This window comes from Actinoallomurus rhizosphaericola (assembly GCF_024055675.1).
Lineage (GTDB): Bacteria > Actinomycetota > Actinomycetes > Streptosporangiales > Streptosporangiaceae > Actinoallomurus > Actinoallomurus soli.
This window is the reverse complement of record NZ_JAMXMW010000001.1, coordinates 340,374-364,979: the sequence shown is the minus strand read 5'-3', so window position 1 is coordinate 364,979 and position 24,606 is coordinate 340,374. Positions and strand designations below refer to the sequence as shown.

At 72.5% G+C, this 24,606-nt stretch carries 25 protein-coding genes and 1 tRNA gene; 10 read left to right on the top strand and 16 right to left on the bottom strand.

Annotated elements, in window-relative coordinates:
• Nucleotides 1-68: 68 nt before the first annotated feature.
• Together NE234_RS01760 and NE234_RS01755 are read right to left on the bottom strand one after the other, a co-directional pair.
• Nucleotides 69-884 (bottom strand): ABC transporter permease, encoded by an 816-nt coding sequence (locus NE234_RS01760; RefSeq protein ID WP_252776204.1) that lies wholly within the window; start codon nt 882-884, stop codon nt 69-71.
• Nucleotides 881-1,825 carry an ATP-binding cassette domain-containing protein gene (locus NE234_RS01755; RefSeq protein ID WP_252776203.1) on the bottom strand — a complete coding sequence of 315 codons (945 nt, stop codon included), beginning with the start codon at nt 1,823-1,825 and terminating at the stop codon, nt 881-883. The genes NE234_RS01760 and NE234_RS01755 overlap by 4 nt, the downstream gene beginning before the upstream one ends.
• A gap of 86 nt (nt 1,826-1,911) precedes the next feature.
• On the opposite strand from NE234_RS01755, the gene NE234_RS01750 reads away from it, so the two are divergent.
• Nucleotides 1,912-2,652: a TetR/AcrR family transcriptional regulator gene (locus NE234_RS01750; protein WP_252776201.1), complete on the top strand. Its 741-nt coding sequence runs from the start codon at nt 1,912-1,914 to the stop codon at nt 2,650-2,652.
• 4 nt (nt 2,653-2,656) lie between these two features.
• Here NE234_RS01750 and NE234_RS01745 read toward each other — a convergent pair whose 3' ends face one another.
• The 3 genes from NE234_RS01745 to NE234_RS01735 all read right to left on the bottom strand — a co-directional run bounded on the left by NE234_RS01745 (nt 2,657) and on the right by NE234_RS01735 (nt 5,704).
• Nucleotides 2,657-3,754, bottom strand: coding sequence for a D-alanine--D-alanine ligase family protein (locus tag NE234_RS01745; RefSeq protein WP_252776199.1), 1,098 nt, complete (start codon nt 3,752-3,754; stop codon nt 2,657-2,659).
• 106 nt (nt 3,755-3,860) lie between these two features.
• Complete coding sequence (locus tag NE234_RS01740; RefSeq protein ID WP_252776197.1) at nt 3,861-4,865, bottom strand: NAD(P)H-dependent glycerol-3-phosphate dehydrogenase; 1,005 nt, start codon at nt 4,863-4,865, stop codon at nt 3,861-3,863.
• Complete coding sequence (locus NE234_RS01735) at nt 4,862-5,704, bottom strand: lysophospholipid acyltransferase family protein (RefSeq protein WP_252776195.1); 843 nt, start codon at nt 5,702-5,704, stop codon at nt 4,862-4,864. Before NE234_RS01735 ends, NE234_RS01740 begins: the two co-directional genes overlap by 4 nt.
• A gap of 80 nt (nt 5,705-5,784) precedes the next feature.
• On the opposite strand from NE234_RS01735, the gene cofC reads away from it, so the two are divergent.
• Nucleotides 5,785-6,453 (top strand): 2-phospho-L-lactate guanylyltransferase, encoded by a 669-nt coding sequence (gene cofC / locus NE234_RS01730; RefSeq protein WP_252776193.1) that lies wholly within the window; start codon nt 5,785-5,787, stop codon nt 6,451-6,453.
• A 136-nt stretch (nt 6,454-6,589) separates the two neighbouring features.
• Nucleotides 6,590-6,790 (top strand): hypothetical protein, encoded by a 201-nt coding sequence (locus NE234_RS01725; protein ID WP_252776191.1) that lies wholly within the window; start codon nt 6,590-6,592, stop codon nt 6,788-6,790.
• Between the two features lie 64 nt (nt 6,791-6,854).
• Here the strand turns inward: NE234_RS01725 and NE234_RS01720 are convergent, their stop codons facing one another.
• The 4 genes from NE234_RS01720 to leuC form a co-directional block, all read right to left on the bottom strand.
• Entirely contained in the window at nt 6,855-7,139 is a 285-nt protein-coding gene (locus NE234_RS01720) for an HU family DNA-binding protein (RefSeq protein WP_252776189.1), read from the bottom strand.
• A 108-nt stretch (nt 7,140-7,247) separates the two neighbouring features.
• Nucleotides 7,248-7,475, bottom strand: coding sequence for an SCO5555 family protein (locus NE234_RS01715; RefSeq protein ID WP_252776188.1), 228 nt, complete (start codon nt 7,473-7,475; stop codon nt 7,248-7,250).
• A 109-nt stretch (nt 7,476-7,584) separates the two neighbouring features.
• On the bottom strand, nt 7,585-8,175 hold the full coding sequence (leuD, locus tag NE234_RS01710) for a 3-isopropylmalate dehydratase small subunit (protein WP_252776186.1): 591 nt from the start codon (nt 8,173-8,175) through the stop codon (nt 7,585-7,587).
• A 14-nt stretch (nt 8,176-8,189) separates the two neighbouring features.
• Entirely contained in the window at nt 8,190-9,587 is a 1,398-nt protein-coding gene (gene leuC, locus NE234_RS01705; protein ID WP_252776184.1) for a 3-isopropylmalate dehydratase large subunit, read from the bottom strand.
• 76 nt (nt 9,588-9,663) lie between these two features.
• Here leuC and NE234_RS01700 point away from each other — a divergent pair, with 76 nt between their 5' ends.
• The 3 genes from NE234_RS01700 (at nt 9,664) to NE234_RS01690 (ending at nt 12,179) form a co-directional block, all read left to right on the top strand.
• A complete protein-coding gene (locus NE234_RS01700) occupies nt 9,664-10,377 on the top strand; it encodes an IclR family transcriptional regulator (RefSeq protein ID WP_252776182.1) in 714 nt (237 codons plus the stop codon).
• Between the two features lie 74 nt (nt 10,378-10,451).
• Nucleotides 10,452-11,084: a MerR family transcriptional regulator gene (locus NE234_RS01695; RefSeq protein ID WP_252776181.1), complete on the top strand. Its 633-nt coding sequence runs from the start codon at nt 10,452-10,454 to the stop codon at nt 11,082-11,084.
• Nucleotides 11,085-11,162: 78 nt separating this feature from the next.
• Nucleotides 11,163-12,179, top strand: a complete 1,017-nt coding sequence (locus NE234_RS01690; RefSeq protein WP_252776179.1) for a helix-turn-helix transcriptional regulator — start codon at nt 11,163-11,165, stop codon at nt 12,177-12,179.
• Between the two features lie 124 nt (nt 12,180-12,303).
• Here NE234_RS01690 and NE234_RS01685 read toward each other — a convergent pair whose 3' ends face one another.
• Nucleotides 12,304-13,215: an SDR family oxidoreductase gene (locus NE234_RS01685; RefSeq protein ID WP_252776177.1), complete on the bottom strand. Its 912-nt coding sequence runs from the start codon at nt 13,213-13,215 to the stop codon at nt 12,304-12,306.
• Nucleotides 13,216-13,309: 94 nt separating this feature from the next.
• On the opposite strand from NE234_RS01685, the gene NE234_RS01680 reads away from it, so the two are divergent.
• Nucleotides 13,310-14,281, top strand: coding sequence for a hypothetical protein (locus NE234_RS01680; RefSeq protein WP_252776176.1), 972 nt, complete (start codon nt 13,310-13,312; stop codon nt 14,279-14,281).
• Nucleotides 14,282-14,391: 110 nt separating this feature from the next.
• Here NE234_RS01680 and NE234_RS01675 read toward each other — a convergent pair whose 3' ends face one another.
• Both NE234_RS01675 and NE234_RS01670 read right to left on the bottom strand, forming a co-directional pair.
• Nucleotides 14,392-15,297 carry a helix-turn-helix domain-containing protein gene (locus tag NE234_RS01675; protein WP_252776174.1) on the bottom strand — a complete coding sequence of 302 codons (906 nt, stop codon included), beginning with the start codon at nt 15,295-15,297 and terminating at the stop codon, nt 14,392-14,394.
• Nucleotides 15,298-15,422: 125 nt separating this feature from the next.
• Nucleotides 15,423-15,659 (bottom strand): DUF397 domain-containing protein, encoded by a 237-nt coding sequence (locus NE234_RS01670; protein WP_252776172.1) that lies wholly within the window; start codon nt 15,657-15,659, stop codon nt 15,423-15,425.
• A gap of 203 nt (nt 15,660-15,862) precedes the next feature.
• Here NE234_RS01670 and NE234_RS01665 point away from each other — a divergent pair, with 203 nt between their 5' ends.
• Nucleotides 15,863-16,366, top strand: a complete 504-nt coding sequence (locus NE234_RS01665; protein ID WP_252776171.1) for an ATP-binding protein — start codon at nt 15,863-15,865, stop codon at nt 16,364-16,366.
• A gap of 99 nt (nt 16,367-16,465) precedes the next feature.
• Here the strand turns inward: NE234_RS01665 and NE234_RS01660 are convergent, their stop codons facing one another.
• Nucleotides 16,466-17,488 (bottom strand): DUF2332 domain-containing protein, encoded by a 1,023-nt coding sequence (locus NE234_RS01660; RefSeq protein ID WP_252776167.1) that lies wholly within the window; start codon nt 17,486-17,488, stop codon nt 16,466-16,468.
• 105 nt (nt 17,489-17,593) lie between these two features.
• On the opposite strand from NE234_RS01660, the gene NE234_RS01655 reads away from it, so the two are divergent.
• Nucleotides 17,594-21,112: an AfsR/SARP family transcriptional regulator gene (locus tag NE234_RS01655; RefSeq protein WP_252776165.1), complete on the top strand. Its 3,519-nt coding sequence runs from the start codon at nt 17,594-17,596 to the stop codon at nt 21,110-21,112.
• A 255-nt stretch (nt 21,113-21,367) separates the two neighbouring features.
• Here the strand turns inward: NE234_RS01655 and NE234_RS01650 are convergent.
• Nucleotides 21,368-21,440: transfer RNA gene (locus NE234_RS01650), tRNA-Glu, on the bottom strand.
• A 231-nt stretch (nt 21,441-21,671) separates the two neighbouring features.
• The gene (locus NE234_RS01645) at nt 21,672-23,225 is read right to left on the bottom strand and encodes a DUF4132 domain-containing protein (RefSeq protein ID WP_252776162.1); all 1,554 of its coding nucleotides are present in this window, start codon (nt 23,223-23,225) and stop codon (nt 21,672-21,674) included.
• A 198-nt stretch (nt 23,226-23,423) separates the two neighbouring features.
• Here NE234_RS01645 and NE234_RS01640 point away from each other — a divergent pair, with 198 nt between their 5' ends.
• Entirely contained in the window at nt 23,424-23,876 is a 453-nt protein-coding gene (locus NE234_RS01640) for a peptidoglycan-binding domain-containing protein (RefSeq protein WP_252776160.1), read from the top strand.
• Between the two features lie 111 nt (nt 23,877-23,987).
• Here NE234_RS01640 and NE234_RS01635 read toward each other — a convergent pair whose 3' ends face one another.
• A complete protein-coding gene (locus tag NE234_RS01635) occupies nt 23,988-24,575 on the bottom strand; it encodes a TetR/AcrR family transcriptional regulator (protein WP_252776158.1) in 588 nt (195 codons plus the stop codon).
• Between the last annotated feature and the right edge of the window lie 31 nt (nt 24,576-24,606).

Below are 24,606 nucleotides of genomic sequence, written 5' to 3'. Positions count from 1 at the left end.
GGGGCCGGACGACCGGTCGAGGGCCTCCGGCCACCGTGAGCGGCCGCACGATCGGTTCCGCCGGGCCTTCACCGTCCCCGGCGCGTGTAGGTACGGACCGACAGCGGGACGAACACCACCAGCAGCGCGGCCGACCAGAGCAGGACGGCGGCCACCGGATGCGCGAGCGGCCAGGCCACGTGCCCGGACCGTACACCCGGATCGCCGAACAGCTCCCGGGCGGCGGCGGTGATCGCGCTCACCGGATTCCAGTCGGCGACGAACCGCAGCCACCCCGGCATGCCCTCGGTCGGAACGAACGCGTTGGACAGCATCGTGACCGGCAGGAACAGCGGCGCGAGCTGGACGACGAGCTCCTCGCTCTTCGCCACCAGTCCGACGTAGACGCCCATCCAGCTCAGCGCGTACCGCAGCAGCAGCATCAGCAGGAACGCCTCGGCGGTGGGGATCAGGCCGCGGTGCGGCTGCCATCCCACCAGCAGACCCGTCCCCACCATCATGGCCAGCAGCGGCAGGCCGACCAGAGAGTCGGCGCCGGTCTGCCCGAACGGCACCGCCGGCCGCGCCATCGGCATGGACCGGAACCGGTCCATCACCCCGCGGGAGGCGTCGGCGGCCATCCGTCCCATGACCCCCTGCATCGCCGTGAAGGTCACCATCGAGAACAGCCCCGGCATGAGGTACTCGCGGTAGTCGCCGCCGCCCGGCACACGGATCGCGCTGCCGAAGACGTACCCGAACAGCACCACCATGACGACCGGGAAGATCAGCGCGGCGATGATCTGCCCGGGTTCCTGCCGCAGCCGTCCCAGTTCGCGGCCGACCAGGGTCAGTCCGTCGGTGAAGGTCCAGCGCAGGCCGAGTGGCAGGGTACGGACGGTCATCGAACGGGCTCCTTCCGGCCGGTGAGGCGCAGGAACACCTCGTCGAGGGTGGGGCGGCGCAGGCGCACGTCCGCCGCGGCGACCCCGGCGCGGTCGAGCTCGCGCACGATGCCGGCGAGCCGCAGACCGCCGCCGGGCAGGGCGACGCTGAGCCGGTCGGCGTCCGTGATCGTGGGTTCGGTCCCGGCCAGGGCGGTCAGCACGGTCGCCGCCGGGCGCACGGCGGCCGGGTCTTCGACGACGACGTCGAGGCGGTCACCGATCGTCGCCTTCAGCTCGTCGGGGGTGCCCGAGGCGACGACCTGCCCGTGGTCGATCACGACGATGTCGTCGGCCAGCCGGTCGGCCTCGTCCAGGTACTGCGTGGTGAGCAGCACCGTCGTGCCGTCCGCGACCAGCGCGCGGACGCTGTCCCAGATCTCGCCGCGGCTGCGGGGGTCCAGGCCGGTGGTCGGCTCGTCCAGGAAGAGCACCTCGGGGCGCAGGATGAGGCAGGTGATCAGGTCGAGGCGGCGCCGCATGCCGCCGGAGTAGCCCGCGATCTGACGATCGGCGGCGTCCGCCAGGCCGAAGCGTTCGAGCAGCTCGTCGGCCCGCCGGTGCGCCTCGCGCCGGGACAGGTGGGAGAGTCGCCCGAACATGCGCAGGTTGCCCCGGCCGGTGAGCTTCTCGTCCACGGCGGCGTACTGGCCCGCGAGCCCGATCCTGGCCCGCACCTCCCCGGCCTCGCGGACGACGTCGTATCCGGCGATGCGCGCGTGCCCGGCATCGGGATCGGACAGGGTCGCCAGGATGCGCACCGCGGTCGTCTTGCCCGCACCGTTCGGCCCCAGCACGCCGCAGACCGTTCCTCTCGGGACGCACAGGTCCAGGCCTCGCAACGCGTGGGTGACACCGAAGGACTTGTGCAAGCCCTCGGTGATCACGATCGGATCCGTCACCGTTCCTCCACTGAGTACGTCGTACGCAGTCATTTCGACGAATCTAATCCACTGGGTACGATGTACGCAACTGGGAGAATCGAACGGTGTCCCCTACCGAGTACGTGAACATCTGGATGCGGCCCGAGCGCCCGGCCCGTGGGCCGAAGCCGGCCTACAGCCGCGCGCAGATCACCGAGGCCGCGGTCCGGATCGCGGACGCCGAGGGGCTGGAGGCCGCCACCATGCGGCGGATCGCCGCCGAGATCGGCGCGGGCGCGATGTCGCTCTACCGGTACGTCCCGAGCCGCGACGACCTCCTCGAGCTCGTGGCCGACCGGCTGATGGGCGAGATCGACGTCGAGGGAATGCCCTCCGGCGACTGGCGCGCGGACCTGACTCGCTACGCGGACGGGCTGCGGGCGATGTGGCTGCGGCACCCGTGGATCGCCACCGTGAACCGGTCGCTCCCGGGCCTCGGCCCGAACCAGCTCCTTTTGATCGACCGGGTGATGGGGGTGCTCGACCCCTACGTCTCCATCGACGAGAACCTCGGCCTCATGGCCATCCTGAACGGCTACGTCGAGGGCGCCGCCCGCGAGGAGGTCAGCGGGGCCGAGGAGATCCGCCGCAGCGGGCTGAGCGAGTCGGAGTGGACGGCGCGGACCTACCCGCGCGTCCAGCAGGTGGCGGAGAGTGGGAAGTACCCGATCTTCACCAAGATCGTGATGGAGGCGCGCCGACCGCGGCTGAGCCGCGAGGAGCAGTTCCGGTACGGGCTGGAGCGCGTCCTCGACTGCATCGCCACGGCCCTCCCGTCAACGGCCGGGCCCGGTACTCGAAGCTGACCCGTTAGCGCAGGCCGAGCGGGCGGGCCAGGGCGGTGCGGATCCAGCGGTCGACCAGGGCCGGATAGTCCAGGCCCGTCGCCGCCCACATCTTCGGGAACGCCGAGGCGGGCGTGCAGCCGGGCATCGTGTTGATCTCGTTGAGGATCAGCCGGCCGTCCGGGGTGTAGAAGAAGTCCACCCGGGCGAGCCCCTCGCAGCCCAGCGCGTCGAACGCCTGCACCGACAGCCGCCGGACCTCCTCGATCACCGTCGGCGGGAGCTTCGGCGGGATGTCGAGCGCGAGGCCGTCGTCGAGGTACTTGGCCTCGAAGTCGTAGTAGTCGTGGCCGGAGCCTACGCGCACCTCGGCGGGCAGGCTGGCCTCGGCCGGCTCGTCGTCCAGCCCTTCGAGCACCCCGCACTCGATCTCGCGGCCCGGGATGGCCGCCTCGACGATCACCTTCGGGTCGTGCTCGCGCGCGGCCTCGACCGCGGCCTCCAGCGCGTCCTCCGACTCGACCTTGGAGATGCCCATGCTCGAGCCCGCCCGCGCCGGCTTGACGAACACCGGCCAGCCCAGCTCCTTGATCTCGTCGACGACCTGCTTGCGCTCCCGCCGCCACTGCCGGTCCTTGACGACGACGTACGGGCCGACGGGCAGCCCGCAGCCCTGCCAGACCAGCTTCATGTACGCCTTGTCCATGCTCGCGGCGCTGGCGAGCACCCCGGCGCCGACGTAGCGCACGCCCGCCAGTTCGAGGAGGCCCTGGATCGTGCCGTCCTCGCCGTACGGGCCGTGCAGCAGCGGAAGGACCACGTCGACGTCGCCGAGCGTGCGCGGCACCTGCCCCGGCTCCACGACGACCAGGCCACGGCTGTCCGGGTCGAACGGCAGCGCCAGCGGCAGCCCGTCCGCGGCGACCTCCGGCAGCCGGCCGTCCTCGATGGCGAGCCGCTGGTCGGACGCGAGGACCCACCGGCCGTCGCGCGCGATCCCGATGGGAACGACCTCGTACCGGTCCTGGTCGATCGCGGCCATCACGCTGCCCGCGGTGAGACAGGAGATCGCGTGCTCCGAACTACGCCCGCCGAAGACGACGGCGACCCGGATCCTGCCCATCGATCCACCTCTTCTCACCTGCACCGACAGTCGCGGGCACCGACATTACACGTCATTTCGCCTCGTGATGTTCTTCCCCGCTCGACGGGAAAGAGGTGCCCCCGGATCAGACGCCGTAGCGTTCGGGCTTCGGAGTCCGCGACATGAGCAGCCGACCGGCGTCGGCCGGGCTGAGCCCGCCGTGCATGACCGCGACGATGGCCTCGGTGATCGGCATCTCGACGTGGTGACGACGCGCCAGTTCGAGGATGGCGTCGCAGGACTTGACGCCCTCCGCCGTCTGCCGGGTGGCCCTGACGACCTCCTCCAGGCTCATCCCGCGCCCGAGGTTCTCGCCGAACGTGCGGTTCCGCGACAGCGGCGAACTGCACGTGGCGACGAGGTCGCCCATCCCCGCCAGCCCCGCGAACGTGTGCTGGTCGGCGCCGAGCGCCGCCCCCAGGCGGGCGATCTCCGCCAGGCCGCGCGTCATCAGCAGCGCGCGTACGTTGTCGCCCATGCCCATGCCGACCCCGATGCCGACGGCGAGGGCGATGACGTTCTTCACGGCGCCGCCGAGCTCGCAGCCGATGACGTCGGCGTTCGTGTAGGCGCGGAAGTACGGCGTCATGCAGGCGAGCTGGAGCTTCTGCGCGGTCGCCTCGTCCACGCACGCCACGGCCGCGGCCGAGGGCTGCTCGGCGGCGATCTCACGGGCGAGGTTCGGGCCGGTGATCACCGCGACGCGCTCCTCGGGCACGTCGGCGACCTCGCGGATCACCTCGCTCATCCGCTTGCACGTGCCCAGCTCGATGCCCTTCATGAGGCTCACCAGCACCGCGTCGGCGGGCAGCAGCGGCCGCCACTCCGCCAGCCCGGGCCGGAGCGTCTGGGCCGGCACGGCCAGCATGACGTAGGTCGCGCCGGCGAGCGCCTCGGCGGGGTCGGTGGTGGCGGTCAGCCGGTCCGGGAGCCGTAGGTCCGGCAGATAGTCGGGATTCTCATGCCGATCGTTGATCGCCTCGACCAGCTCCGCGCGGCGCCCCCACACCGTGACGTCGCCGCCCGCGTCGGCCACCACCTTGGCGAAGACGGTCCCCCATGACCCTGCCCCGAGCACCGCGATCTTCAAGAGGCCTTGGCCTCCTTGCCCGTGTCGGTCCCGTCGGTGTCCGCGGCGTCCGCCGTCTCGGCACCGGCCGTGGCGTCGGCGTCGGCCGCACCCGTGGCGTCGGCGTCGGCGTCGGCACGCTTCTCGGCGCGCTTGGCGCGTGCCGCCTCACGGGGGTCGTAGAGCTTCTCCGGCGCGGGCTCACCGCGCAGCTCCCCGAGCAGATCGGCGATGGCCCGCATGATGTCGGCCGTCGCGGCGTTCAGCGTCTCCGCGTCCAGGGGACGGCCTTCGTACTTCGACAGGTCGACCGGCGGACCGGCGATGACGTGCATCGTCTTGCGCGGGAACGGCCGGAACCTCTTGGTGCCGTACGGCCAGAGGATGTGCGCGCCCCAGTGCGCCACGGGGATGACCGGGACGCCGGTGGTGAGGGCCATCCGTGCGGCGCCGGTCTTGCCGGTCATCGGCCACAGGTCCGGGTCCCGCGTGCAGGTGCCCTCCGGGTAGAAGATCACGCACTCCCCTGCGCGCAGGCCCTTCTCGGCGTCCCGGAGCGCCAGCGCCGCGTCGGACCGGTCGCGGTACACCGGGATCTGCCCGGTCCGGCGGATGATGCGGCCGATCACCGGCGCCTTGAACACCCCGGCCTTGGCGAGGTAGACGGGGAAGCGGCCGGCCTTGTAGATGAAGTGGGCCATGGCGAGCGGGTCGGACCACGACAGGTGGTTGACGGCGATGATCACTCCGCCCTTGCGGGGGATGTTGTCCTGCCCCTTCCAGTCCCGCTTCAACAGCGTGTGCAGCAGCGGGCGCAGAATCCCCACGACGATCGCGCGCCAGACGGGCGAATGACCCATGCCCTCCTCCTCACTTCATCCCGGCCGTGCCGGGGGTGTCGTCAAGTGTCGCGGGTGTTTCCGCGTAGTGTCGACCCACGATGTCTGGTACCCATCGCCTCATGTGGATGCTCGTCGTGCCGGTCAAACCGCTGGCCCGCGCGAAGTCACGGCTGTCCGGCGCCGTCGGCCCTCACCGGGAGCGGCTGGCGCTGGCCATCGCGACCGACACCGTATCCGCCGCACTGCGGTGTCCGCGGGTCCGGGGGGTCGTGGTGGTCACCGACGACCCGGTCGCCGCGCCCGCACTCGAGGCGCTGGGCGCCCACATCGTGCCGGACGAACCGGACGCCGGGCTGAACCCCGCGCTGGTCCACGGCGTCGAGCGGGCGCGGTCGCTGGCACCCGAGGCCGGTGTCTGCGCGATGTCCGCCGACCTGCCGGCCCTGCGGCCGGCCGAACTCGACCTCGTCCTGGCGGCCGCCGAGGACGCGCCGAACGCCTTCCTGCCCGACCTCGCCGGGGTCGGCACCACGCTGTACACGGCGCGGCCCGGTGCGGTGTTCGCGCCGGCGTTCGGAACGGACTCCCGCGCCCGGCACCGGGCCCTGGGTGCCCGGGAGCTCACGCTGGAGGAGGTCCTCAGCGTGCGTCAGGACGTCGACACGATCGACGACCTGCGGGCCGCGCTCGTTCTGGGGGTGGGCCCGCGGACGGCGTCCGTGGCGCCTCTGCTGCCGGTTCCCTGCCCGTCCGCCCCGTCGGACTGACCTCGCGCGGGCCGGTCGCGGCGCGGGCGGGATCCAGGCGGCCGTGCGGGCCGGTCGCGGCGCGACGGCATGGGCCAGGCGGCCCGCCGGCGGCTCGGTACCGGCCTGCCCGCGCGGACGCTCTAGTCTGTGCGGCATGCAGGGCACGGTGAAGGCGTACGACGCCGAGACGCGGACCGGCAGCGTGCTGCTGGACGACGGGAGCGAGATGGCCTTCGACACGGCGGCGTTCGAGGCCGGCGGCCTGCGGCTGCTGCGGTTCGGGCAGCGGGTCAACCTCGCGGTCGAAGGCGACCGCATCACGGTGATCACGCTGTCGACCTTCCCGCTGCCGTAGAAGCGCCCCGGAGACCACGACGGCGCCCGGCGGAGTGGCTCCGCCGGGCGCCGTCGACACGCCGTTATTCCTTCTTGGCGCCGGCCACCAGGTTCTTGAAATCCGAACCGGCCTTGAACTTCGGAACCGAGGTCGCGGGGACATTGATCGTGGCGCCCGTCGCCGGGTTCCGGGCCTCGCGAGCGGGCCGATCGGCCTTCTCGAAAGATCCAAAACCGGTGATGGCCACCTTCTCACCCTTGGCCACGGTCTCCTGAATGGTGTCCAGGATGGCGTCGACCGCTTCGGTCGCCGCTTTCTTGCTGCCGACTCGATCGGCGATCGCGTCGACGAGTTCGCGCTTGTTCATGGGTTTGCTCCTCTTCCCCCTTGCTCGCTCGAAACTAGGGGACCTCAGGGCATCTATACAATCACCCATGGCAGGTGTTTGCGCCTGTGTCGCAGGTAGAAGCGCCATTCAAGATGCGTTTTCATCGTCTTCAAGCTCGATCATGAAGGATTCGAGCCGCTTGACGGCGAGCGCCGGATCCCGCTTGGCAAGATCGGTTATGAGCAGGAGTTGCCTGGTCAGACGGGGTTTGAGCGCACCCGGGAGGCCCGCCACCCGCGTGTGCGCCTCGCGCAGCCGCCGGGCCAGGGCGTTCAGCCGCGGATCGTCCCACGCGGGGCCGGACGGTGTTGCCATCATCACACCTCGTCACCTGGTTTCCCACGAGGACGCGCCGTGGGATCGCGAACGCAGGAGGGGCCGGCCGCGTACGCTGCCGGCCCCTCCACCGTACGGGGACGTGCGATCAGGCGGTCACGGGGAGCCAGGGCTGCCGCTTGGCCTCGTAGTCGCCGATGGCGTCGGCGTGACGCAGGGTCAGGCCGATGTCGTCCAGGCCCTCCAGCAGCCGCCAGCGGGTGTAGTCGTCGATCTCGAACGTCTGCACGCCGCCCTCGTCGCAGCGCAGCTCGCGGGCCTCCAGGTCGATGGTGAACTCCTTGGCGGGGTTCGCCGCGATCTTGTCCTGCAGGCCCTCGACGACGTCCTCGGGGAGCTGGATCGGCAGGAGGCCCATCTTCGTGGCGTTGTTGCGGAAGATGTCGCCGAACCGCGCCGAGACGACGGCGCGGAAGCCGTACTGCTGCAGCGCCCAGACGGCGTGCTCGCGGGAGGAGCCGGTGCCGAAGTCGGGCCCGGCGACGAGGATCGACGCGCCCTGGTACTCCGGGCGGTTCAGGACGAACTCGGGGTCCTCGCGCCAGGCGGCGAACAGGCCCTTCTCGAAGCCGGTGCGGCTGACCTGCTTGAGCCAGACCGCCGGGATGATCTGGTCGGTGTCGACGTTGCTGCGCCGCAGCGGCACGGCGCGGCCCGTGTGCGTGGTGAAGGCTTCCATGGCTGGCTCCCGAATTACAGGTCGGCCGGGGCGGTCAGACGCCCGGTGACGGCGGTGGCGGCGGCGACGGCGGGCGAGACCAGGTGGGTGCGGCCGCCCTTGCCCTGCCGGCCCTCGAAGTTGCGGTTGGAGGTCGAGGCGCTGCGCTCGCCCGGCTTGAGCTGGTCGGGGTTCATGCCCAGGCACATCGAGCATCCCGCCTCGCGCCACTCGGCGCCCGCGGCGGTGAAGACCTCGTTCAGGCCCTCCTCCTCGGCCTGCGCCTTGACCTTCATCGAGCCGGGCACGATCAGCATCCGCACGCCGTCGGCGACCTTGCGGCCCTTGATCACCTCGGCCGCGGCGCGCAGGTCCTCGATCCGGCCGTTCGTGCAGGACCCGACGAACACGGTGTCGACCGTGACGTCCCGCAGCGGGGTGCCGGCGGTCAGGCCCATGTACTCCAGCGCGCGCTCGGCGGCGGCGCGGTGCGTCGGGTCCGTGAAGGACGACGGCTCCGGCACGCTCGCGGCCAGCGGCGCGCCCTGGCCGGGGTTGGTGCCCCAGGTGACGAACGGCGTCAGCTCGGAGGCGTCGATGACGACCTCCTTGTCGAACACCGCGTCGTCGTCGGTGCGCAGCGACCGCCAGTACTCCTTGGCGGCCTCCCAGTCGGCCCCGGACGGGGCGTGCGGGCGGCCCTCGAGGTAGGCGAAGGTCGTCTCGTCCGGCGCGATCATGCCGGCCCGCGCGCCCGCCTCGATGGACATGTTGCAGACCGTCATGCGGCCCTCCATCGACAGCGACCGGATCGCCTCGCCGCGGTACTCGATGATGTGGCCCTGGCCGCCGCCCGTGCCGATCTTCGCGATGATCGCCAGGATGAGGTCCTTGGCGGTCACGCCGTACGGCAGCTCGCCGTTGACCGTGACGGCCATCATCTTCGGCTTGCGCTGCGACAGCGTCTGGGTGGCGAGGACGTGCTCGACCTCGCTGGTGCCGATACCGAACGCCAGCGCGCCGAACGCGCCGTGCGTCGAGGTGTGCGAGTCGCCGCAGACGATCGTCATGCCCGGCTGGGTCAGGCCCAGCTGCGGGCCGATCACGTGCACGATGCCCTGGCCGGCGTCGCCCATCGGGTGCAGGCGGACGCCGAACTCGGCGCAGTTCTTGCGCAGCGTCTCGACCTGGGTGCGCGACACCGGGTCGGCGATCGGCGCGAGGATGTCGGTGGTCGGGACGTTGTGGTCCTCGGTGGCGATCGTCAGATCCGGGCGCCGGACCGTGCGGTTCGCCATCCGCAGGCCGTCGAAGGCCTGCGGGCTGGTGACCTCGTGAACGAGGTGGAGGTCGATGTAGAGGACGTCCGGTTCGCCCTCGGCGCTCCGTACGACGTGCGCGTCGTAGACCTTATCCGCGAGTGTTCGGCCCATCACTCCACCTCTTCCGGTTCGGTAGCTCCTCTGCCCGCGACTTGCATCTCAGATTCCGAGACGGCAGTATCGAAGCATGGACAACTCTAGCGGAGTCGGCGTGCTGGACAAAGCGGTTCTCGTCCTGAACGCCCTGGAGGCCGGCCCGGCCTCCCTCGCCCAGCTGGTGCAGACCACCGGCTTGGCCCGGCCCACCGCCCACCGGCTCGCCGTCGCGCTGGAGCACCACCGCATGGTCCACCGCGACACGCAGGGCCGGTTCATCCTCGGCCCCCGGCTGGCCGAGCTGGCCGCCGCCGCCGGAGAGGACCGCCTGCTCGCCATCGCCCAGCCGATCCTGACCCAGCTGCGCGACCTGACCGGCGAGAGCGCCCAGCTGTACCGACGGCAGGGCGACGTCCGCGTGTGCGTCGCGGCGGCCGAGCGGATGAGCGGCCTGCGCGACACCGTCCCGGTCGGCAGCGCCCTGCCGATGACGGCCGGATCCGCCGCGCAGATCCTGCTGGCCTGGGAGGAGCCCGACCGCCTGCACCGGGGGCTGCGCGGCGCGAAGTTCACCGCCACGACCCTCGCGTCCGTACGCCGCCGCGGGTGGGCGCAGAGCGTCGGTGAGCGCGAGCAGGGCGTCGCCTCGGTCTCCGCGCCGATCCGCGGCACCGGCGGCCGCGTGATCGCCGCCATCTCGGTGTCCGGCCCGATAGAGCGTCTGTCCCGCGCCCCTGGCCGGATGCACGCCCCGCCCGTGCTGGCCGCCGCCGAGAAGATCTCCGAGACGATGCGCCGCGGCTGAGCTCCGGATACCGAGATTCGCGACCACGACCCCCCGGCGGTCGTACGGCGCTAGTGTCCCCGCCAGGGGGGCGAATGAAGATCTCCGAGCTCAGCGACCGCAGCGGGCTGCCGGTTCAGACGATCAAGTACTACATCCGGGAGGGCCTTCTCCCGAAGGGCACGGCCACCGCGGCGACCCGGGCGGAGTACGACGGGCGGCACCTGCACCGGCTGCGGCTCATCAAGGCGCTCCGGGAGGTCGGCGGCCTGCCCGTCGCGTCCGTCCAGCAGATCGTCGCCGCCGTGGACGACGACACCGTCGCGCTGCACCGGCTGCTGGGCGAGGCGCAGTACGCGCTCGGCCCGCGCGCCGAACCGCGGCCCGAGGACCCCGGCTGGCGGGCCGCCCGGCAGGACGTCGACGCGGTCGTCGCCGAACTCGGCTGGCGCGTGGCGCCCGACGCGCCGGCCCGCGACCTGCTCGCGCAGGCGTTCGTGGCGCTGCGCGGGCTGGGCCTGCCGATCATCCTGCGCGACCTGCGCCCGTACATCGAGGCCGCCGAGCTCACCGCGGACCACGAGGCCGGCGGCCTGTCGGCGGGCACGGACCGCGAGACGGCCGTGCAGACCGCCATCGCGACCAACGTCCTGTACGAACGGGTCCTGCTCGCCCTGCGCCGCATGGCCCAGGAGGACGCCTCGACCCGCCACTCCGCCTCCGGCTGACCACGGAAGGCAGGCGGTCCGGCTCCGGCCGACCACGGGAAGGCGGGTGGGACGTCTCGCCTCCGTTAGCCTCGGGGCATGAGGGCGGCACGACTCATCTCCCTGGTCCTCCTGCTGCAGAACCGGGAGTCGATGACCGCCGCGGAGCTGGCCCGGCGGCTGGAGGTCTCCGAGCGCACCATCGCCCGCGACGTGCTGGCGCTCGCGGAGGCAGGCGTGCCGGTGTACGCCGACCGCGGCAGGGGCGGCGGATACCGGCTGTTGGAGGGGTACCGCACCCGGCTGACCGGCCTGGGCCGGGCCGAGGCCGAGGCGCTGTTCCTGTCGGGGGTGCCCGGCCCGCTCCGCGACATGGGCCTGGGCGACGCCGCGCTCGCCGCCCGGCTGAAGGTCTCGGCCGCGCTGCTGCCGGAACTACGCGACGCCCCCGCCACCGCCGCACAGCGCTTCCACCTGGACGCCCCCGCGTGGTTCCGGGTCGCCGGCCGGCCACCGCTGCTCCCCGAGCTCTCCCAGGCCGTGTGGGGCGACCGCGTCGCGACCGTCCGCTACCGGCGCGGCGAACAGGTCGTCGACCGCACCCTCGAACCGTACGGCCTGGTGCTCAAGGCGGGGGTCTGGTACGCCGTCGCCCGTACGAGCGGCGATACGGGCGGCGGCGCGGGAGGCCGTTTCCTGGTGTACCGAGTGGACCGTTTCGAGGACGTACGGACCGGGACCGAGCGTTTCGTCCGTGACGAGGGCTTCGACCTGGCGGCGTTCTGGGACGCGCGGGCGGAGGATTTCGAGCGCTCGCTGCTCAGGACGCAGGCCACCGTCCGGCTGACCCCTGCGGGCCTCCGGACGCTGCGGCACGTCGCGGATCCGGCCGCGCTGCCGGACGCGATGGCCTCGGCGAGCGCGCCGGACGGCCACGGCCGGGTCACCGTCGTCCTGCCCGTGGAGTCCGTCGAGGTGGCCTACTCCCAGATCCTGCGCCTGGGCCCGGAGGCGGAGGTCCTGGATCCGCCGGAGCTGCGCGCCCTTCTGAGCGACGCCGCCGTGCGGATGCACCGCCTTTACGACCCCCAGCGCCGAGGATCCTCGTCGCCGTAGCGACGAAGACCCTCGGCGCAGAGCCGAAAGATCCCCAGCAGCACCGGCGCTCCACGGCTCGGCCGAGGATTCTCGTCGCCGCAGCGACGAGAATCCTCGGCGTAGAGCCGCAGGGGTCTCCGCCTCAGCGGTATCCGTTGTCGTTCGCCGGGAGGCCCGCGTCCCGGACCTCGGTGATGTACCGCCAGGCGTCCGGCCGGGTGCCGTCGACATCCGTGAAGCCGTACACCTTCGCGAGCTCCCCGCTCGACAGCGTCCGGCCGCTCCAGCGGGCCACGCCGGGGTCGGCGGCCAGCGCCGCGACGGCCCGGCCGACGTACGCCGGTGACTCGGAGATGCAGAAGTGCGGCTCCTCGGCGGTGGCGTCCCGCCAGGTCTCCTCGGTGACGCCGAACAGCTCCAGCATCGCCTCGGAGCGGAGCCAGCCCGGCGTGACGGCGACGGCCGTGCCGCCGTACGGGCGCAGTTCCTCCGCCTGGGCGAGCGCCATCCGCTGCACGGACGTCTTGACCAGATCGTAGAAGAAACCGGCGTCGGCGCGGTAGGCGGCGTTGAACTCCGCCGTCCCGTCCGTCATCTCGACGACCAGGCCGCCGGGCCTGCGGATGAGCAGCGGGAGCGCGCAGTGGCTCGTGATGGCGTGCGTGTCGATGCCGAGGCGGAGCATCCGCAGTCCCTCCTCCAGGGAGTGCTCCCAGAGCCGGCGGCCGAACCGGAGGTACGCGTCGCCGCCCCAGACGTCGTTGACGAGCACGTCGAGCCGTCCATGCTCCCCGTCTATGCGCTCGACCAGGGCCCGCACCTGGTCGATCTCCAGGTGGTCCACAGCGACGGCGACGCCCTCGCCGCCCGCCTTCGTCACCAGTTCGGCGGTCTCCTCGATCGTCTCGGGACGGTTCATCTCCGAGCGCCGCTCGCGCGTCGTCCGGCCGGTGACGTACACCGTCGCGCCCACCCGGCCGAGCTCGACCGCGATCGCACGCCCCGCCCCGCGGGTGCCCCCGGCGACCAGCGCGACCCTTCCCTGCAACGACATGCCTCGCCCCTCTCGTGTCGTGTCGTGTCGCCGGGGATGCTGACAGCGAAAGCGGACACCTTGTGTCCCCTTTTCCAGGGGGAATCATGGAGGGGTGGACTTCGACACCGCCGCCGACCGGCTCTACGGCGTTCCCCCGGCCGAGTTCACCGCCACGCGCAAGCGGCTGGCCGGCGAGCTGCCGCGCGAGGACGCCCGGCGTCTGACCGCCCTGCGCCGTCCCACCGTCTCGGCGTGGGCGGTGAACCACCTGGTCCGGGACGGCGGCGTGGAGCCGCTGCTCGGCCTCGGCGAGCGGATGCGCGAGGCGTGGTCGTCCGGCGGGGACGTCGGCGAGCTGGAGCGCGAGCGGGGCACGCTGGTCGACGGGCTGGTGCGCCGGGCGCGGGAGCTGGCGAAGGAGGCCGACCGGCCGCTCAACGAGGCTCAGAGCCGTGAGGTCGAGGACACGCTGCAGGCCGCCATCGCGGATCCGTCGGCGGCCGAGGCCGTACGGGCCGGGCGGCTGGAACACCCGCTGAGTCACGCGGGCTTCGGCCCGCTGGGGGCCGTGGCGCCGTCGGTGACGCAGCGCCGCGGAGCCGCCGCGCCGAAGGAGAGGCGCAAGAAGCGTGCCGCGCCGGAAGAGGATCCCCGCATCCGGGCGCGCCGGTTGGCGGAGGAGGCGCGGGCCGCCGCCGAGCGGGCCGAGGAGGCCGAACGCTCGCTCGCCCAGTGGCGGTCCGAGCGGGACGCCGCACGGGAGGCCGTGGCGGCCGCCGACCGGCGTCTCGACGAGCTGGAGGGCCACGTCGGAGAGCTGGAGCGGCGCCTCGAAGAGCTGCGGCGACAGGTGAAGGCCGCCGAGGGGGAACGGGCGGAGGCCGACCGCCACGCGCAGGTCACCGAGCGGGAGTACGACCGCGCCGCGCGGACCGCCGATGACGCCCGCCGTCATGCCGAGGAGGCGGACGCCCGCCGTCATGCCGAGGAGGCGGACGCCCGCCGTCATGCCGAGGAGGCGGACGCGCGCCGTCGTGCCGAGGAGAGCGGAAAAACCGCGGGACGTCGAAGCCGAACGCCCTAATGATCGGCGGCTTGCTGCATTTCGTCCCGTATCGGATGGCCGTTCGCGAGCGGCGCCGGCCGTGGGATCCGAAACGGTGGGCCCTGAATCTCGAGGTCGGAGCCCTGGGGTCAGAGCTCCTTGAGGATGCGTCCGAGGGTGTCGCGGATGCGGGTGGCGGGCTCGGCGTCGATGCACAACCGCTCCATCACCGCCAGATAATTATCCACATCCTCACGCTTGTCCAAATACAACGCGCTGGTCAACTGCTCCAAATACACCACATCAGGCAGATCCGGCTCCGCGAACCGCAAAATACTGAACGGCCCACCCGCCGCCGCATGACCCCCCAGATGAAACGGCACCACCTGCAACGTCACATGCGGCAACTCCGTCACCTCGATCAGGTGCTCCAACTGCCGCCGCATCACCGCGACCCCACCCAACGGCCGCCGCAACGCCGCCTCATCCACCACCGCCCAAAAATGCGGCGGATCCTCCCCCGACAGCAACGACTGACGCCGCATCCGCAACCCCACCCGCCGCTCCACCTCATGCCCCGGCGCATCCGGATGCCCCAGCAACGTCACCGCACGCGCATAATCCTCGGTCTGCAACAACCCAGGAACGAACTGCACCTCATACGCACGGATCCGAGACGCCGCCTCCTCCAACCCGATGTACACCTCAAACCAGCCCGGCAGAATATCGGAGTACGAATGCCACCACCCCGCCTCATTCGCCCGCTCCGCCAACGCCAGCATCGCCGACCGCTCCTCCTGATCGGCAACCCCGTACAAACTCAGCAGATCCGCCACATCCCGCGACCGGAACCGAACCCGCCCCAACTCCATCCGGCTGATCTTCGAATGCGACGCCCGGATCGCCTCACCGGCCTCCTCACACGTGATCCCCCGCGCCTCACGCAACCGCCGCAACTGCGCCCCCAGCACAATACGCAGCACCGTCGGCCCACCACGATGATGACCGAACATACTGCTCACGGCCTTCTCGCCATCAGGCGCAGAACCGATCATGCGCTCCCCTCAGGACACCGGAATCCGCCCAGTGTCCCACCGGCGGCACTGATTGCAAAGTGCTCAGGTCAGCGCGACACACGCCCCGCCAGGGGTGCGTGTGACGCGACGCGCCCGATGTGACCTCAGAGGACCATGTGGTCGAAGTCCCCGTCCTTGGCTCCCTGGATGAAGGCGTCGATCTCGGCGCGGGTGTAGAGCAGCGCCGGGCCGTCCGGGAAGCGGGAGTTCCGCACCGCGATGACGCCGTCGGGCAGCTCCGCCAACTCGACGCAGTTGCCGCTCGGGTTGCTGGCCCGGCTCTTGAGCCAGCTGACCTCGCTCAGCAGCGACGCCGACATTCCGTTGTAGGCCTGATACATCTCGCCCCTCCTGGCCTCTGTCGTGAATGCCCGGTCGCGCCTCATGGCGCCGGCCGGGCGCCGCTCCCCCCATGTTGCACGCTCAGATGCACGTGCATTTGAGTGTGCAAGCGTGCTTGCATATGCACGACTTGAGGAGCAAGATAGCGGAAGCGGCGCACCGGGCGCCTCGCGACGAACACGACTTCCCCCAGGGTTCGCCAATGACCACGTCTCCGCTCCGCGAGACCACCGGTATCCCCCTCGCCCACCGAGGTTGGGATGACTGGCTGACGCGTCTCGACAACCCCCCGCATCAGGTTCCCGAACGCCCGTGGGTGGCGACCCGGAATCTGCCCGCGGAGGCCGAGTCACCGAAGATCGCCCGGCACGTCACGAAGACGACTCTGGCGGAGTGGAGTCTCGCCCGGTTCTACGACGACGCGTCCGTGGTCGTGTCAGAGCTCGTGACCAACGCGGTCCGCCACGGCCTGCGCTGCGGTGCCGACGCCGAAGAGGCCCTCCGGCTCGTCCTCGTCCGCTACCGCTGCCACCTGGTGTGCATGGTCACCGACCCGGCGGACCGGGCCCCGAGGATGCGGGAGCCCGACTTCGTCGCCGAGACCGGCCGAGGCCTGCACATCATCGACGCCATCAGCAGGGCCTGGGGCTGGACTCCCCTGCTGGGCGGCGGCAAGGCCGTCTGGGCCGCGTTCTCGATCGCCTGATCCCGGCCGCCCTCACCGCCACGCCGTTCTCACCGCCGCCTGATCGGTCCCCTTCCACCGCCGTTTCACCGTGACCGGGCCGGCGGTTCCCCGTCACGGTCACCGGGCCGGCGGCTCTGCGATCCACTCGACGTGGCCGTCCGCGATGGCGAGCCGTTCGGCGCCGTCGCCGTGTCGCAGGCGTAGCGCGAAGGCGGCCCCGCGGAGGCCGGGCTCCGCCTCCAGGGACAGATGGAACAGCGCGTGCGTCCGCCCGACGGCCGCGATCGCCTGGTCGAACCGATCGCGCCGGTCCGCCGCCACGTGCAGGCGGGTCGCGGCGTGGAACACGACCACCGGCGTGCCTGAGGGCACCTCCGCGACGAGCCGCGGAAGCACCTCCACCGCGTCCCCGGCGACGGTCCTCGGCGGATCCGCGGCGACCACGCTCAGCGCCGCGTCCTGGAGATCGGCCTGGGCACGGTTCTCCGGCCAGATCAGCGCGCGCAGCCAGAGCCGCTCGTCCGGGTCGGTGACGTCCACCGGGTGCAGGTCCACGCCCACACGATCGGCGATGGCCGGCAGGGGACCGAGGTCCGGCGCCGGCGCGGCGCCCTCCCACCGGGTACGGATCTCGACCGGTGAGGCGGGTCTCCCCCACGTTCGCCCGCCGAAGTCGTAGCGGTACTCGTCGAACCGCAGCAACAGACCCGCGCTGCAGCCCACCTCGATCACCGTGACGGGCTCGCCGGTCAGGCGGGCGACGAGAGCGAGCCCGAGCCGCAGGGCCGTCGCCCGCTTCACGACGTTCGTCTGGACGAGGCGGCCGTGCATCAACTCGACGATGTCCGCGCGCCGGGTAAGACAGAAGTCGGTGAACGCCGGACCCGGCTCGCCCTCCGGCGTCCGTGCCGCACCCGTGGGATACCAGGCCGCGAGCTCGTGCGACGGATCGCGGAGCAGCAGATAGTGCACCGCGGCGAACAGCAGATTGGAGGGAAGCTGCCCGGGGCGGGCCTCCGACGCGATCGCCAGCAGCCGCTCGTCCGCCGCGACGACCGCGCCGAGGCGGCCGTAGAGCGGCGAAGTGGCGAAGTGGGACGGGGCGGCCTCGAACAGCCGAGCCAGGTCGTCATAGGGCATACCCCGATGCTGGCCAGCGTCATCGATACCGGTCAACATTGATTTTCGTCAACGTTACTTCCGCCGTCGACCTGATCATCAGCGGCGATCCGCCACAATCGGGGCATGCGATTCCGCGTCCTAGGCCCGATGGAGATCCGCGCCTCCGACGGATCCCCGGTCTCGGTCGGAGGGCCGCGCGTACGCTCCCTGCTGGCCCTGCTCCTCCTCGACGCGGGCCACGTGGTGACCGTCGAACGCCTGATCGACGGCCTGTACGGCGCGGAGCCCCCGGCAGGCGCGCCGAACGCCCTGCAGTCCCAGGTGTCCCGGTTGCGGCGCGGCCTCGGCACCGCCGACGGGTCAGGAGACCTGGTCGAGTTCCGCCCCGCCGGGTACCGTCTCGCGGTCGATCCCGGCCAGGTCGACGCCCTCCGCTTCGAACGGCTGGCGCGGGACGGCCGGCGCGCCCTGACGGCCGGTGACCCGAGCCGTGCCGCAGCGCTCCTGCGCGAGGGCCTCGACCTGTGGTGCGGACCCGCCCTGGCCGACGTGGCCGCCGCGCCGTTCGCCGAGGCGCAGACCGCCCGGCTCGAAGATCTGCGGCTGGAGGCGTTCGAGGACTACGCCGAAGCGCTGCTCGCCCTGGGCGACCACCGCGACCTGGTGATCGAGCTCCGGGAGCTGGTCGCCGCCCATCCTCTGCGGGAGCGCCTGCGGGCCCTGCTCATGCGCGCCCTGTACGGCGGCGGCCGCCAGGCCGAGGCCCTCGCGGTGTTCGAGGACGCGCGGCGTGCGCTCGCCGACCAGCTCGGCGCCGACCCCTCGCCGGAGCTCATCCAGGTTCACCTCGCCATCCTCCGGGCCGACCCGTCCCTGACGGCCGATCCGCCCCGGAAACGGCCCCCGGCCGACCGTGAAGGCGCGGTCGATCGCGACCGGCCGGCCGACCGTCAAGAACCGGCCGACGGTCAAGAACCGGCCGACCGTCAGGAACCGGCCGACCGTGAAGAAGCGATCCATCGCGAGGAACCGGCCGTACGGGAAGGAGCGGCCGGTTGGGAAGCGCCCGCGTCCCGCGAGAGGGCCGCCGCCCGTGGAGGGCTGGCCGCCCAGCTCACCAGCTTCGTCGGGCGTCAGGACGAGCTGGCCCGCGTCGGCGGGCTGCTCGCCGCCGAGCGCCTCGTCACGCTCGTCGGCCCCGGCGGAACCGGCAAGACCCGCCTGGCGGTCGAGGCAGGAGGCCGGGCGCCGGGTGAGGTCCGGTTCGTCGACCTCGCCGCGGTCGAGCGCCGCCCGGAGGACGGCGCGGGCCCGGACGGCGCGGTGGCCCAGGCGGTCATCGACGCGCTGGGCGTACGGGAGGCCGGCCTGATGGCCGTCCCCGTCGGCGCGCAGTCCGATCCGGCGGAGCGGCTCGTCGAGGCCCTCGCCGATCGCGATCTCCTGCTGATCCTGGACAACTGCGAGCACGTGATCGACGAGGCGGCCAGGCTCGTGCACCGACTGCTCGGCGCCTGTCCGGGCCTGCGGGTGCTGGCGACCAGCCGTGAGGCCCTCGGCATCACCGGCGAGGCCCTGTGCCCGCTGACGCCGCTCGCCGCACCGCCCGCCACGGTGGATCCGGCCGACGCGCTCGCCTATCCGGCCGTGCGGCTGTTCGCGGACCGGGCGGCCGCCGTACGGCCCGGTCTGGAGCTCGACGCCGACACCGTCGCCGCGGTGGCGCGCATCTGCGCCGCACTGGACGGGCTCCCGCTCGCGATCGAACTGGCCGCCGCCCGGCTGCGCACGCTGTCCGTCGAGGAGGTCGCCGCCCGCCTCGGAACGAGCCGCCCGGCGGCGTCGGCGGTCGCCGACTCGAGCGGAATCGACACGACTGCGGTCGGCACGACCGGGGTCGGTACGACCGGGGTCGGCGCGGGCTCCGAGGCGGCGCCGGGCGATCCCGCCGCGCCGTACGACCGGTTCCGGCTGCTGTCGCGGGGCGACCGGACCAAGGCCCCCCGCCACCGGACCCTGCGCGCCGTGGTGCAGTGGAGCTGGGACCTGCTCGGCGCGGACGAACGCCTGGTCGCCCGGCGGCTGACCGTGTTCGCGGGCGGCGCCACGCCGGAGGCGGTGGCGCGGGTCTGCGGCCTCGCCGAGGAGGAGGCCGACGATCTGCTCACCGACCTCGCCGACAAGTCCCTCGTCGAGGGTGATGGCGGGCGGTACCGCATGCTCGACACCATCCGTGAGTTCTGCGCCGAACGGCTGGCCGAAGCCGGCGAGGCCGAGCGCGTACGCACGGCGCACGCCGCGTACTTCTTCGAACTGGCGGAGGCGGCCGAACCCCACCTGCGCCGGGCCGACCAGCTGGAATGGCTGGCCCGTCTGAACGCCGAGCGCGGCAACCTGCTGGCGGCGCTCCGCCTGCTGGTGCACACCGACCACGCAGGGGCGCTGCGGATGCTGGCGGCGATGTCGGCCTACTGGTGGTTGCGCGGGCTGCGCAGCGAAGGCGCCGCGGCGGCCATCGAGTTGCTCTCCCTGATGGGCGACGAGCCGCCGCCCGGAGCGGCCGAGGAGTACGCGCTGTGCGTCATGCTCGCGCTCCACGGTGGCGGAGACGATCCGGCGGTGGAGTACTACCGGCGCCGGATCGACTCGCTCATGGCGGAGCTCGGCTCGGACCGGCCGACGCTGCGGCCGATGTCGACCCTCCTGTGGGCGATCAACGCCGGGCCGTCCGTGACCAACACCGAGTTGCAGGAGGCGCGGATGGGCCGGGACCCGTGGTCCCGCGCCCTGCGCCACTTCGGCTACGGGTACCGCCATCTCCTCGCCGGCGACCTCGCCGGGGCCGAAGGCGAGTTCGCGCGGGGAGAGGCGGGATTCCGCGCGTTCGGTGATCGCTGGGGACTGTCGGCGATGCTCGGCGAGCGCGCGCGCCTCGCCGTGTGGCGCGGCGACTGGGACACGGCGCGCGCCCTGCTCGACGAGGCGTACGAGCACGTCCGGCGGCTCGACTCGGCCGAGGACATGGCGGACTGCCTGCAGCTCCGTGCCGAGATGCTGATCCGCCGCGGTGACCTCGACAGTGCCGGGGAATGCTACGAGCACGCCCACGCCCTCTCCCGCCGGTCCGGCGGCGTCGAGAAGATCGCGGAGACGCTGATCGGCCTGGGAGAGGTCGCCCGGCTCCGCGGCCACCTGGCGGAGGCCCGCCGTCACTTCGAGGCCGCGCTGAGCCGCTGTACGGCGGAGGCGTTCATCGTCCGCCACTCCCGGGCGATGGCGCTGATCGGGATCGGCCGGGTCGCCGAGGCGGCGGGCGACGTCGCCGAGGCCGGGGCGTGGTTCCGCCGGGCGCTCGCCGCCGGTCTCCCCCAGATGGATTCCCGGATCATGGCCCATGCCGCCGAGGCCCTCGCCGGACCGGCGGTACTCCGGGGTGAGGGTGAGCGGGCCGCCCTTCTCCTCGGGACGGCGGCCGCGTTGCGCGGTCTGTCCCTGGCGGGGGACCCCGACGTCGCCCGGGTCACCGCCCGGGGGCGGGAACTCCTCGGCGCGGAGGCGTTCGCCGCCGCACGGGCCCGGGGCGCGGCGATGTCGCGGGACCAGGTCGTCGCCCTGCTCACCGCCGAGGCCGGCGAGGCCTGAGGCACACTCGCCCTGCTCACCACTGTGACCGACGACACCCTGGAGGGCGTTCGCTAGCTCACCGCCGAGGTCGACGGGGCCTGAGGCACACTCGGCCTGCTCACCACTGTGACCGACGACACTTCAAGGGGCGTTCGCTTCGTTCGCCGCCGAGACAGGCGGCGCCCCAGGTGCGTTCGCGCGGGCGGTCCTCGGAGAACGCCGGAAAACGACGAAGACCTGACCACCCTTGGGTGATCAGGTCTTCGACCTGTGTAGTCCCGACCGGATTTGAACCGGCGTTACCGCCTTGAGAGGGCGGCGTCCTAGGCCACTAGACGACGGGACCTCGTATCTCGCTCGCTCGGTCTCCCTCGCGGGCGACGCCCAGCTTAGCGGACGTTCTCCTCTTGCACGAACCGGGTTTCGGTGGACCCGGGCCCTACATGAGAAGCGGGCCGCTTCCGGTGTGATCCGGAGGACCCTGTCGGCTGTCAGGTCCGGACCGGTCCGTCCCTGCCTTCCGACGTCCCTAACTCTACCGGGTGATCACATCGACGCCAAACCAGACGGACCGGCATCAGTTCGTCGAGGCTGCTGCGACGAACAGGTCCACGTCGCGCATCAGCTCGCTGAAGACGGTGGGGGGCACCTCCGCCGGCGCCACCTCACGCCACCCGTCCTCCGTACGGCGCTCGAACCTGACCCGGCCGGTCGTGGCGAGGTCCTCCTGCCGCGCGGGGTCGGCGTACTCCAGGAACAGGCGCCCTCGCCAGCCGCGACCGGCGATCACGCGCGTCGCCTCCCCTTCGTCCCCGCCGTCCCAGGGGCCGAGCATGACCGGCTCCCAGCCGCGGGTCTTCATGAGCGCGTAGAGCGCCCTGAAACGCAGGGTGCGCGCGGCGTAGCGGGTGGAACAGCCCGGGGCCTCCCGCTCCGCCGGGCCGACCACGTAGATCTCCCGGAACACCTGCGCGAACGGTTGCCGGATCTGCCGCTCGGTCAGGTGGTCGCGCCAGGAGCGGATCTCCTCCGGAGTGGAGCGGGCCGGGTGCCACAGCCGGATGACGGCGTCTTCCTCCGCGGCGGCCCACGGCTCCCCAGCGGCGTCGATGAAGCGCCGGCCGCCTTCCACCGGCAGGCCGGCGCGCCACTGCCCGGGAGCGACCTCGACCTCCCAGAGCAGGCGTTCGGTGAGGGGACGGCCGATCGGGTGCTCCGCCTGCTCCGCGCGCCACCGGCCGTACGGCTGCCCGGCCTCGCCGAGGAGCGCGGCCTCCAGGGCGCGGGTGAGCGTGGCGAGATGGGCACGGGTCCGTTTGACCAGCTCGCGCAGCTCCGCCAGCCGGGCGGCCCTGTCACGCCTGATCGCCGCGGGCACGCCGCGCGACTCCCGCCCGTCCGGGCGATGCCAGGTCAGCGTCACGTCGTCGCCGACCGTGATCCGCGCCTCGTACTCGCCGAACGGCACGCGGCGTACGCCGTCCGGCCCGAACCCGAGGTCGGGCAGCCGGAAGGCGACCTCGGGGCGTTCGCTCAGCGCGGCGTCGATCCGTTTCAGGTTGCGGTCGAGCTGCTTGGGCACCCCCGCGTGGCGGACGACGCCGCGGACGGCGCGCAGCGCGGCGGCCGCCTCGGGTGTCGGGAACTCCTGCGCCGACCGGGCCAGCTCGAACAGCAGAGCCTGCGACGGGAGGGTACGGGCCGGTGTGGGGGCGACGGCGATCGCCGGCAGGAGCCGCTCGAACAGCTCCGGCAGCCAGGGCTCGTCACGGAGGAGGGCGACCCGGCAGGCCCGGCCGAGCGCCGCGACCTCCTCGGGCGTGAACGCCTTGTCCGCGGCGTAGGGGATGTCCCCCGCCTGGATCGCGGCGGCCCGGGCGGCGGCGGCCTCCATCGCCGTCCGCGCGAACCCGGCGTACGCCGAGTCCGCGAGCCGCTCCCAGTGATCCAGGGTCGGAGGGGAATCGTGGCTCTGCTCCCGGATCCGGTCCAACGCCTGACGGGTCGTGTGGCCGAGCCGTCCGGCCAGCGCGTCCTCCGCCGGGACGATCCGGACGGCCGGAGCCGGCCGCTCATCGACCGGCGCGGGGTCCCCGGCGGGGAGGACGGAGCTGAGCGTTCTCGGCGACATGCGGCGATCCTGGCATCCGGCAACGACAAAACGGCGCCCTCGCGGCCGGACGCCACCGGCCCGCTGTTCCGCAAGGGCCACGAACCGCTGGCCGAACGGCGACTCGCCATTTACTTCCGGAAACTCTCCTGGTCAGACGCACGTCTCCCCCTATGTCCCGCCGAACGGCGGGGGAACCACCATGGGGAGGTGGATCGCATGACCGAACCGGCATGGCCGGTCCTACGGCAGGGCGGCAGGGGGCCGAACGTCACGACGCTGCAGTACCTGCTGCGCGGCGCTCGTGACCAGTGGCGCACGCTCGCGGCCGACGGGGAGTTCGGGCCGGCCACGGACAGCGTCGTACGCGGCTTCCAGAGCGTCGCGGGGCTGACCGTCGACGGTATCGCCGGCCCGGCGACCTGGCAGAGGCTGACCGACGGAACGACGATCGGCTCCACCGTGCGCGAGGGCGACCAGGGCGAGGTCGTCAAGGCGGCCCAGACGGAGCTACTGAAGCACGGTGACCTCAAGACGGCCGCCCAGGTCGACGGGGTCTTCGGCCCGGACACCGACACCGCCACGCGCCGCTTCCAGGAGCGGGTGGCACTGACGGTCGACGGGATCGTGGGCCCGGCCACCTGGCGACGGCTGATCTCCACCGGGAGCTGACCACCCGGTCCGGTGGCCGACCGGCCGAGCCGGACCGCACGACGGCCGCACGACCCCTGGTCGTGCGGCCGTTCGCGTCTCCGGCGCTCACCCGGATGGACACGGCGGCGATCAGCGCAGGGCGCCGGCGAGGACCGTGGTCACGACCTTCTCGACGGCTTCGGCCTCCGGGGGCGCGCCCTTCCGGTCGGCGAACAGCAGATGCCCGGCGCCGATCAGGGTGGGCGCGAGCACGTCGATCTCGGCGTCGGCCGCGATGCGGCCGAGATCACGCTCGGCGGCGAGATAGGAGGCGATCATCGTTCCCGCCTCCGTCAGGACGGGGACCCCGACCGGCCACCGCTCGCGCAGCCGGGCGCGCACCTCGTCGCGGAAGGTGACGAGGGCGACGATGGCCACGGCGACCGACCCGAACAGCTCCGTCAGCGCCTCGGCGAGGTTGCCCACGACGGTGCCCGTACCGGCGGAGTCGCGCAGGGCGGCCGCCTGACCGCTCACCCGGTCGGCACGGTCCAGCACGAGTTCGGCGAGGAACGCGTCGAAGTCGGCGAAGTGCCGGTGCAGGACCCCCTTGGCGCAACCCGCCTCGATGGTGACCGCCCGGCTGGTCAGCGCGCTCGGCCCGTCGCGCAGCAGGATGCGCTCGGCGGCGTCGAACAGCTGCTCACGAACATCGCGGAGGGCCACTCCTGTCGGCACCGCGCAACCCGCCTCTCTCTGCCCGGTTGAC

Bases quoted from the DNA above. Each gene is read 5' to 3' on its own strand.
- NE234_RS01760 (WP_252776204.1), bottom strand. From the start codon at position 884: ATGACCGTCCGTACCCTGCCACTCGGCCTGCGCTGGACCTTCACCGAC.
- NE234_RS01745 (WP_252776199.1), bottom strand. From the start codon at position 3,754: ATGGGCAGGATCCGGGTCGCCGTCGTCTTCGGCGGGCGTAGTTCGGAG.
- NE234_RS01735 (WP_252776195.1), bottom strand. From the start codon at position 5,704: ATGGGTCATTCGCCCGTCTGGCGCGCGATCGTCGTGGGGATTCTGCGC.
- cofC (WP_252776193.1), top strand. From the start codon at position 5,785: ATGTCTGGTACCCATCGCCTCATGTGGATGCTCGTCGTGCCGGTCAAA.
- NE234_RS01725 (WP_252776191.1), top strand. From the start codon at position 6,590: ATGCAGGGCACGGTGAAGGCGTACGACGCCGAGACGCGGACCGGCAGC.
- NE234_RS01720 (WP_252776189.1), bottom strand. From the start codon at position 7,139: ATGAACAAGCGCGAACTCGTCGACGCGATCGCCGATCGAGTCGGCAGC.
- NE234_RS01715 (WP_252776188.1), bottom strand. From the start codon at position 7,475: ATGGCAACACCGTCCGGCCCCGCGTGGGACGATCCGCGGCTGAACGCC.
- leuD (WP_252776186.1), bottom strand. From the start codon at position 8,175: ATGGAAGCCTTCACCACGCACACGGGCCGCGCCGTGCCGCTGCGGCGC.
- leuC (WP_252776184.1), bottom strand. From the start codon at position 9,587: ATGGGCCGAACACTCGCGGATAAGGTCTACGACGCGCACGTCGTACGG.
- NE234_RS01700 (WP_252776182.1), top strand. From the start codon at position 9,664: ATGGACAACTCTAGCGGAGTCGGCGTGCTGGACAAAGCGGTTCTCGTC.
- NE234_RS01695 (WP_252776181.1), top strand. From the start codon at position 10,452: ATGAAGATCTCCGAGCTCAGCGACCGCAGCGGGCTGCCGGTTCAGACG.
- NE234_RS01690 (WP_252776179.1), top strand. From the start codon at position 11,163: ATGAGGGCGGCACGACTCATCTCCCTGGTCCTCCTGCTGCAGAACCGG.
- NE234_RS01685 (WP_252776177.1), bottom strand. From the start codon at position 13,215: ATGTCGTTGCAGGGAAGGGTCGCGCTGGTCGCCGGGGGCACCCGCGGG.
- NE234_RS01675 (WP_252776174.1), bottom strand. From the start codon at position 15,297: ATGATCGGTTCTGCGCCTGATGGCGAGAAGGCCGTGAGCAGTATGTTC.
- NE234_RS01670 (WP_252776172.1), bottom strand. From the start codon at position 15,659: ATGTATCAGGCCTACAACGGAATGTCGGCGTCGCTGCTGAGCGAGGTC.
- NE234_RS01665 (WP_252776171.1), top strand. From the start codon at position 15,863: ATGACCACGTCTCCGCTCCGCGAGACCACCGGTATCCCCCTCGCCCAC.
- NE234_RS01660 (WP_252776167.1), bottom strand. From the start codon at position 17,488: ATGCCCTATGACGACCTGGCTCGGCTGTTCGAGGCCGCCCCGTCCCAC.
- NE234_RS01655 (WP_252776165.1), top strand. From the start codon at position 17,594: ATGCGATTCCGCGTCCTAGGCCCGATGGAGATCCGCGCCTCCGACGGA.
- NE234_RS01645 (WP_252776162.1), bottom strand. From the start codon at position 23,225: ATGTCGCCGAGAACGCTCAGCTCCGTCCTCCCCGCCGGGGACCCCGCG.
- NE234_RS01640 (WP_252776160.1), top strand. From the start codon at position 23,424: ATGACCGAACCGGCATGGCCGGTCCTACGGCAGGGCGGCAGGGGGCCG.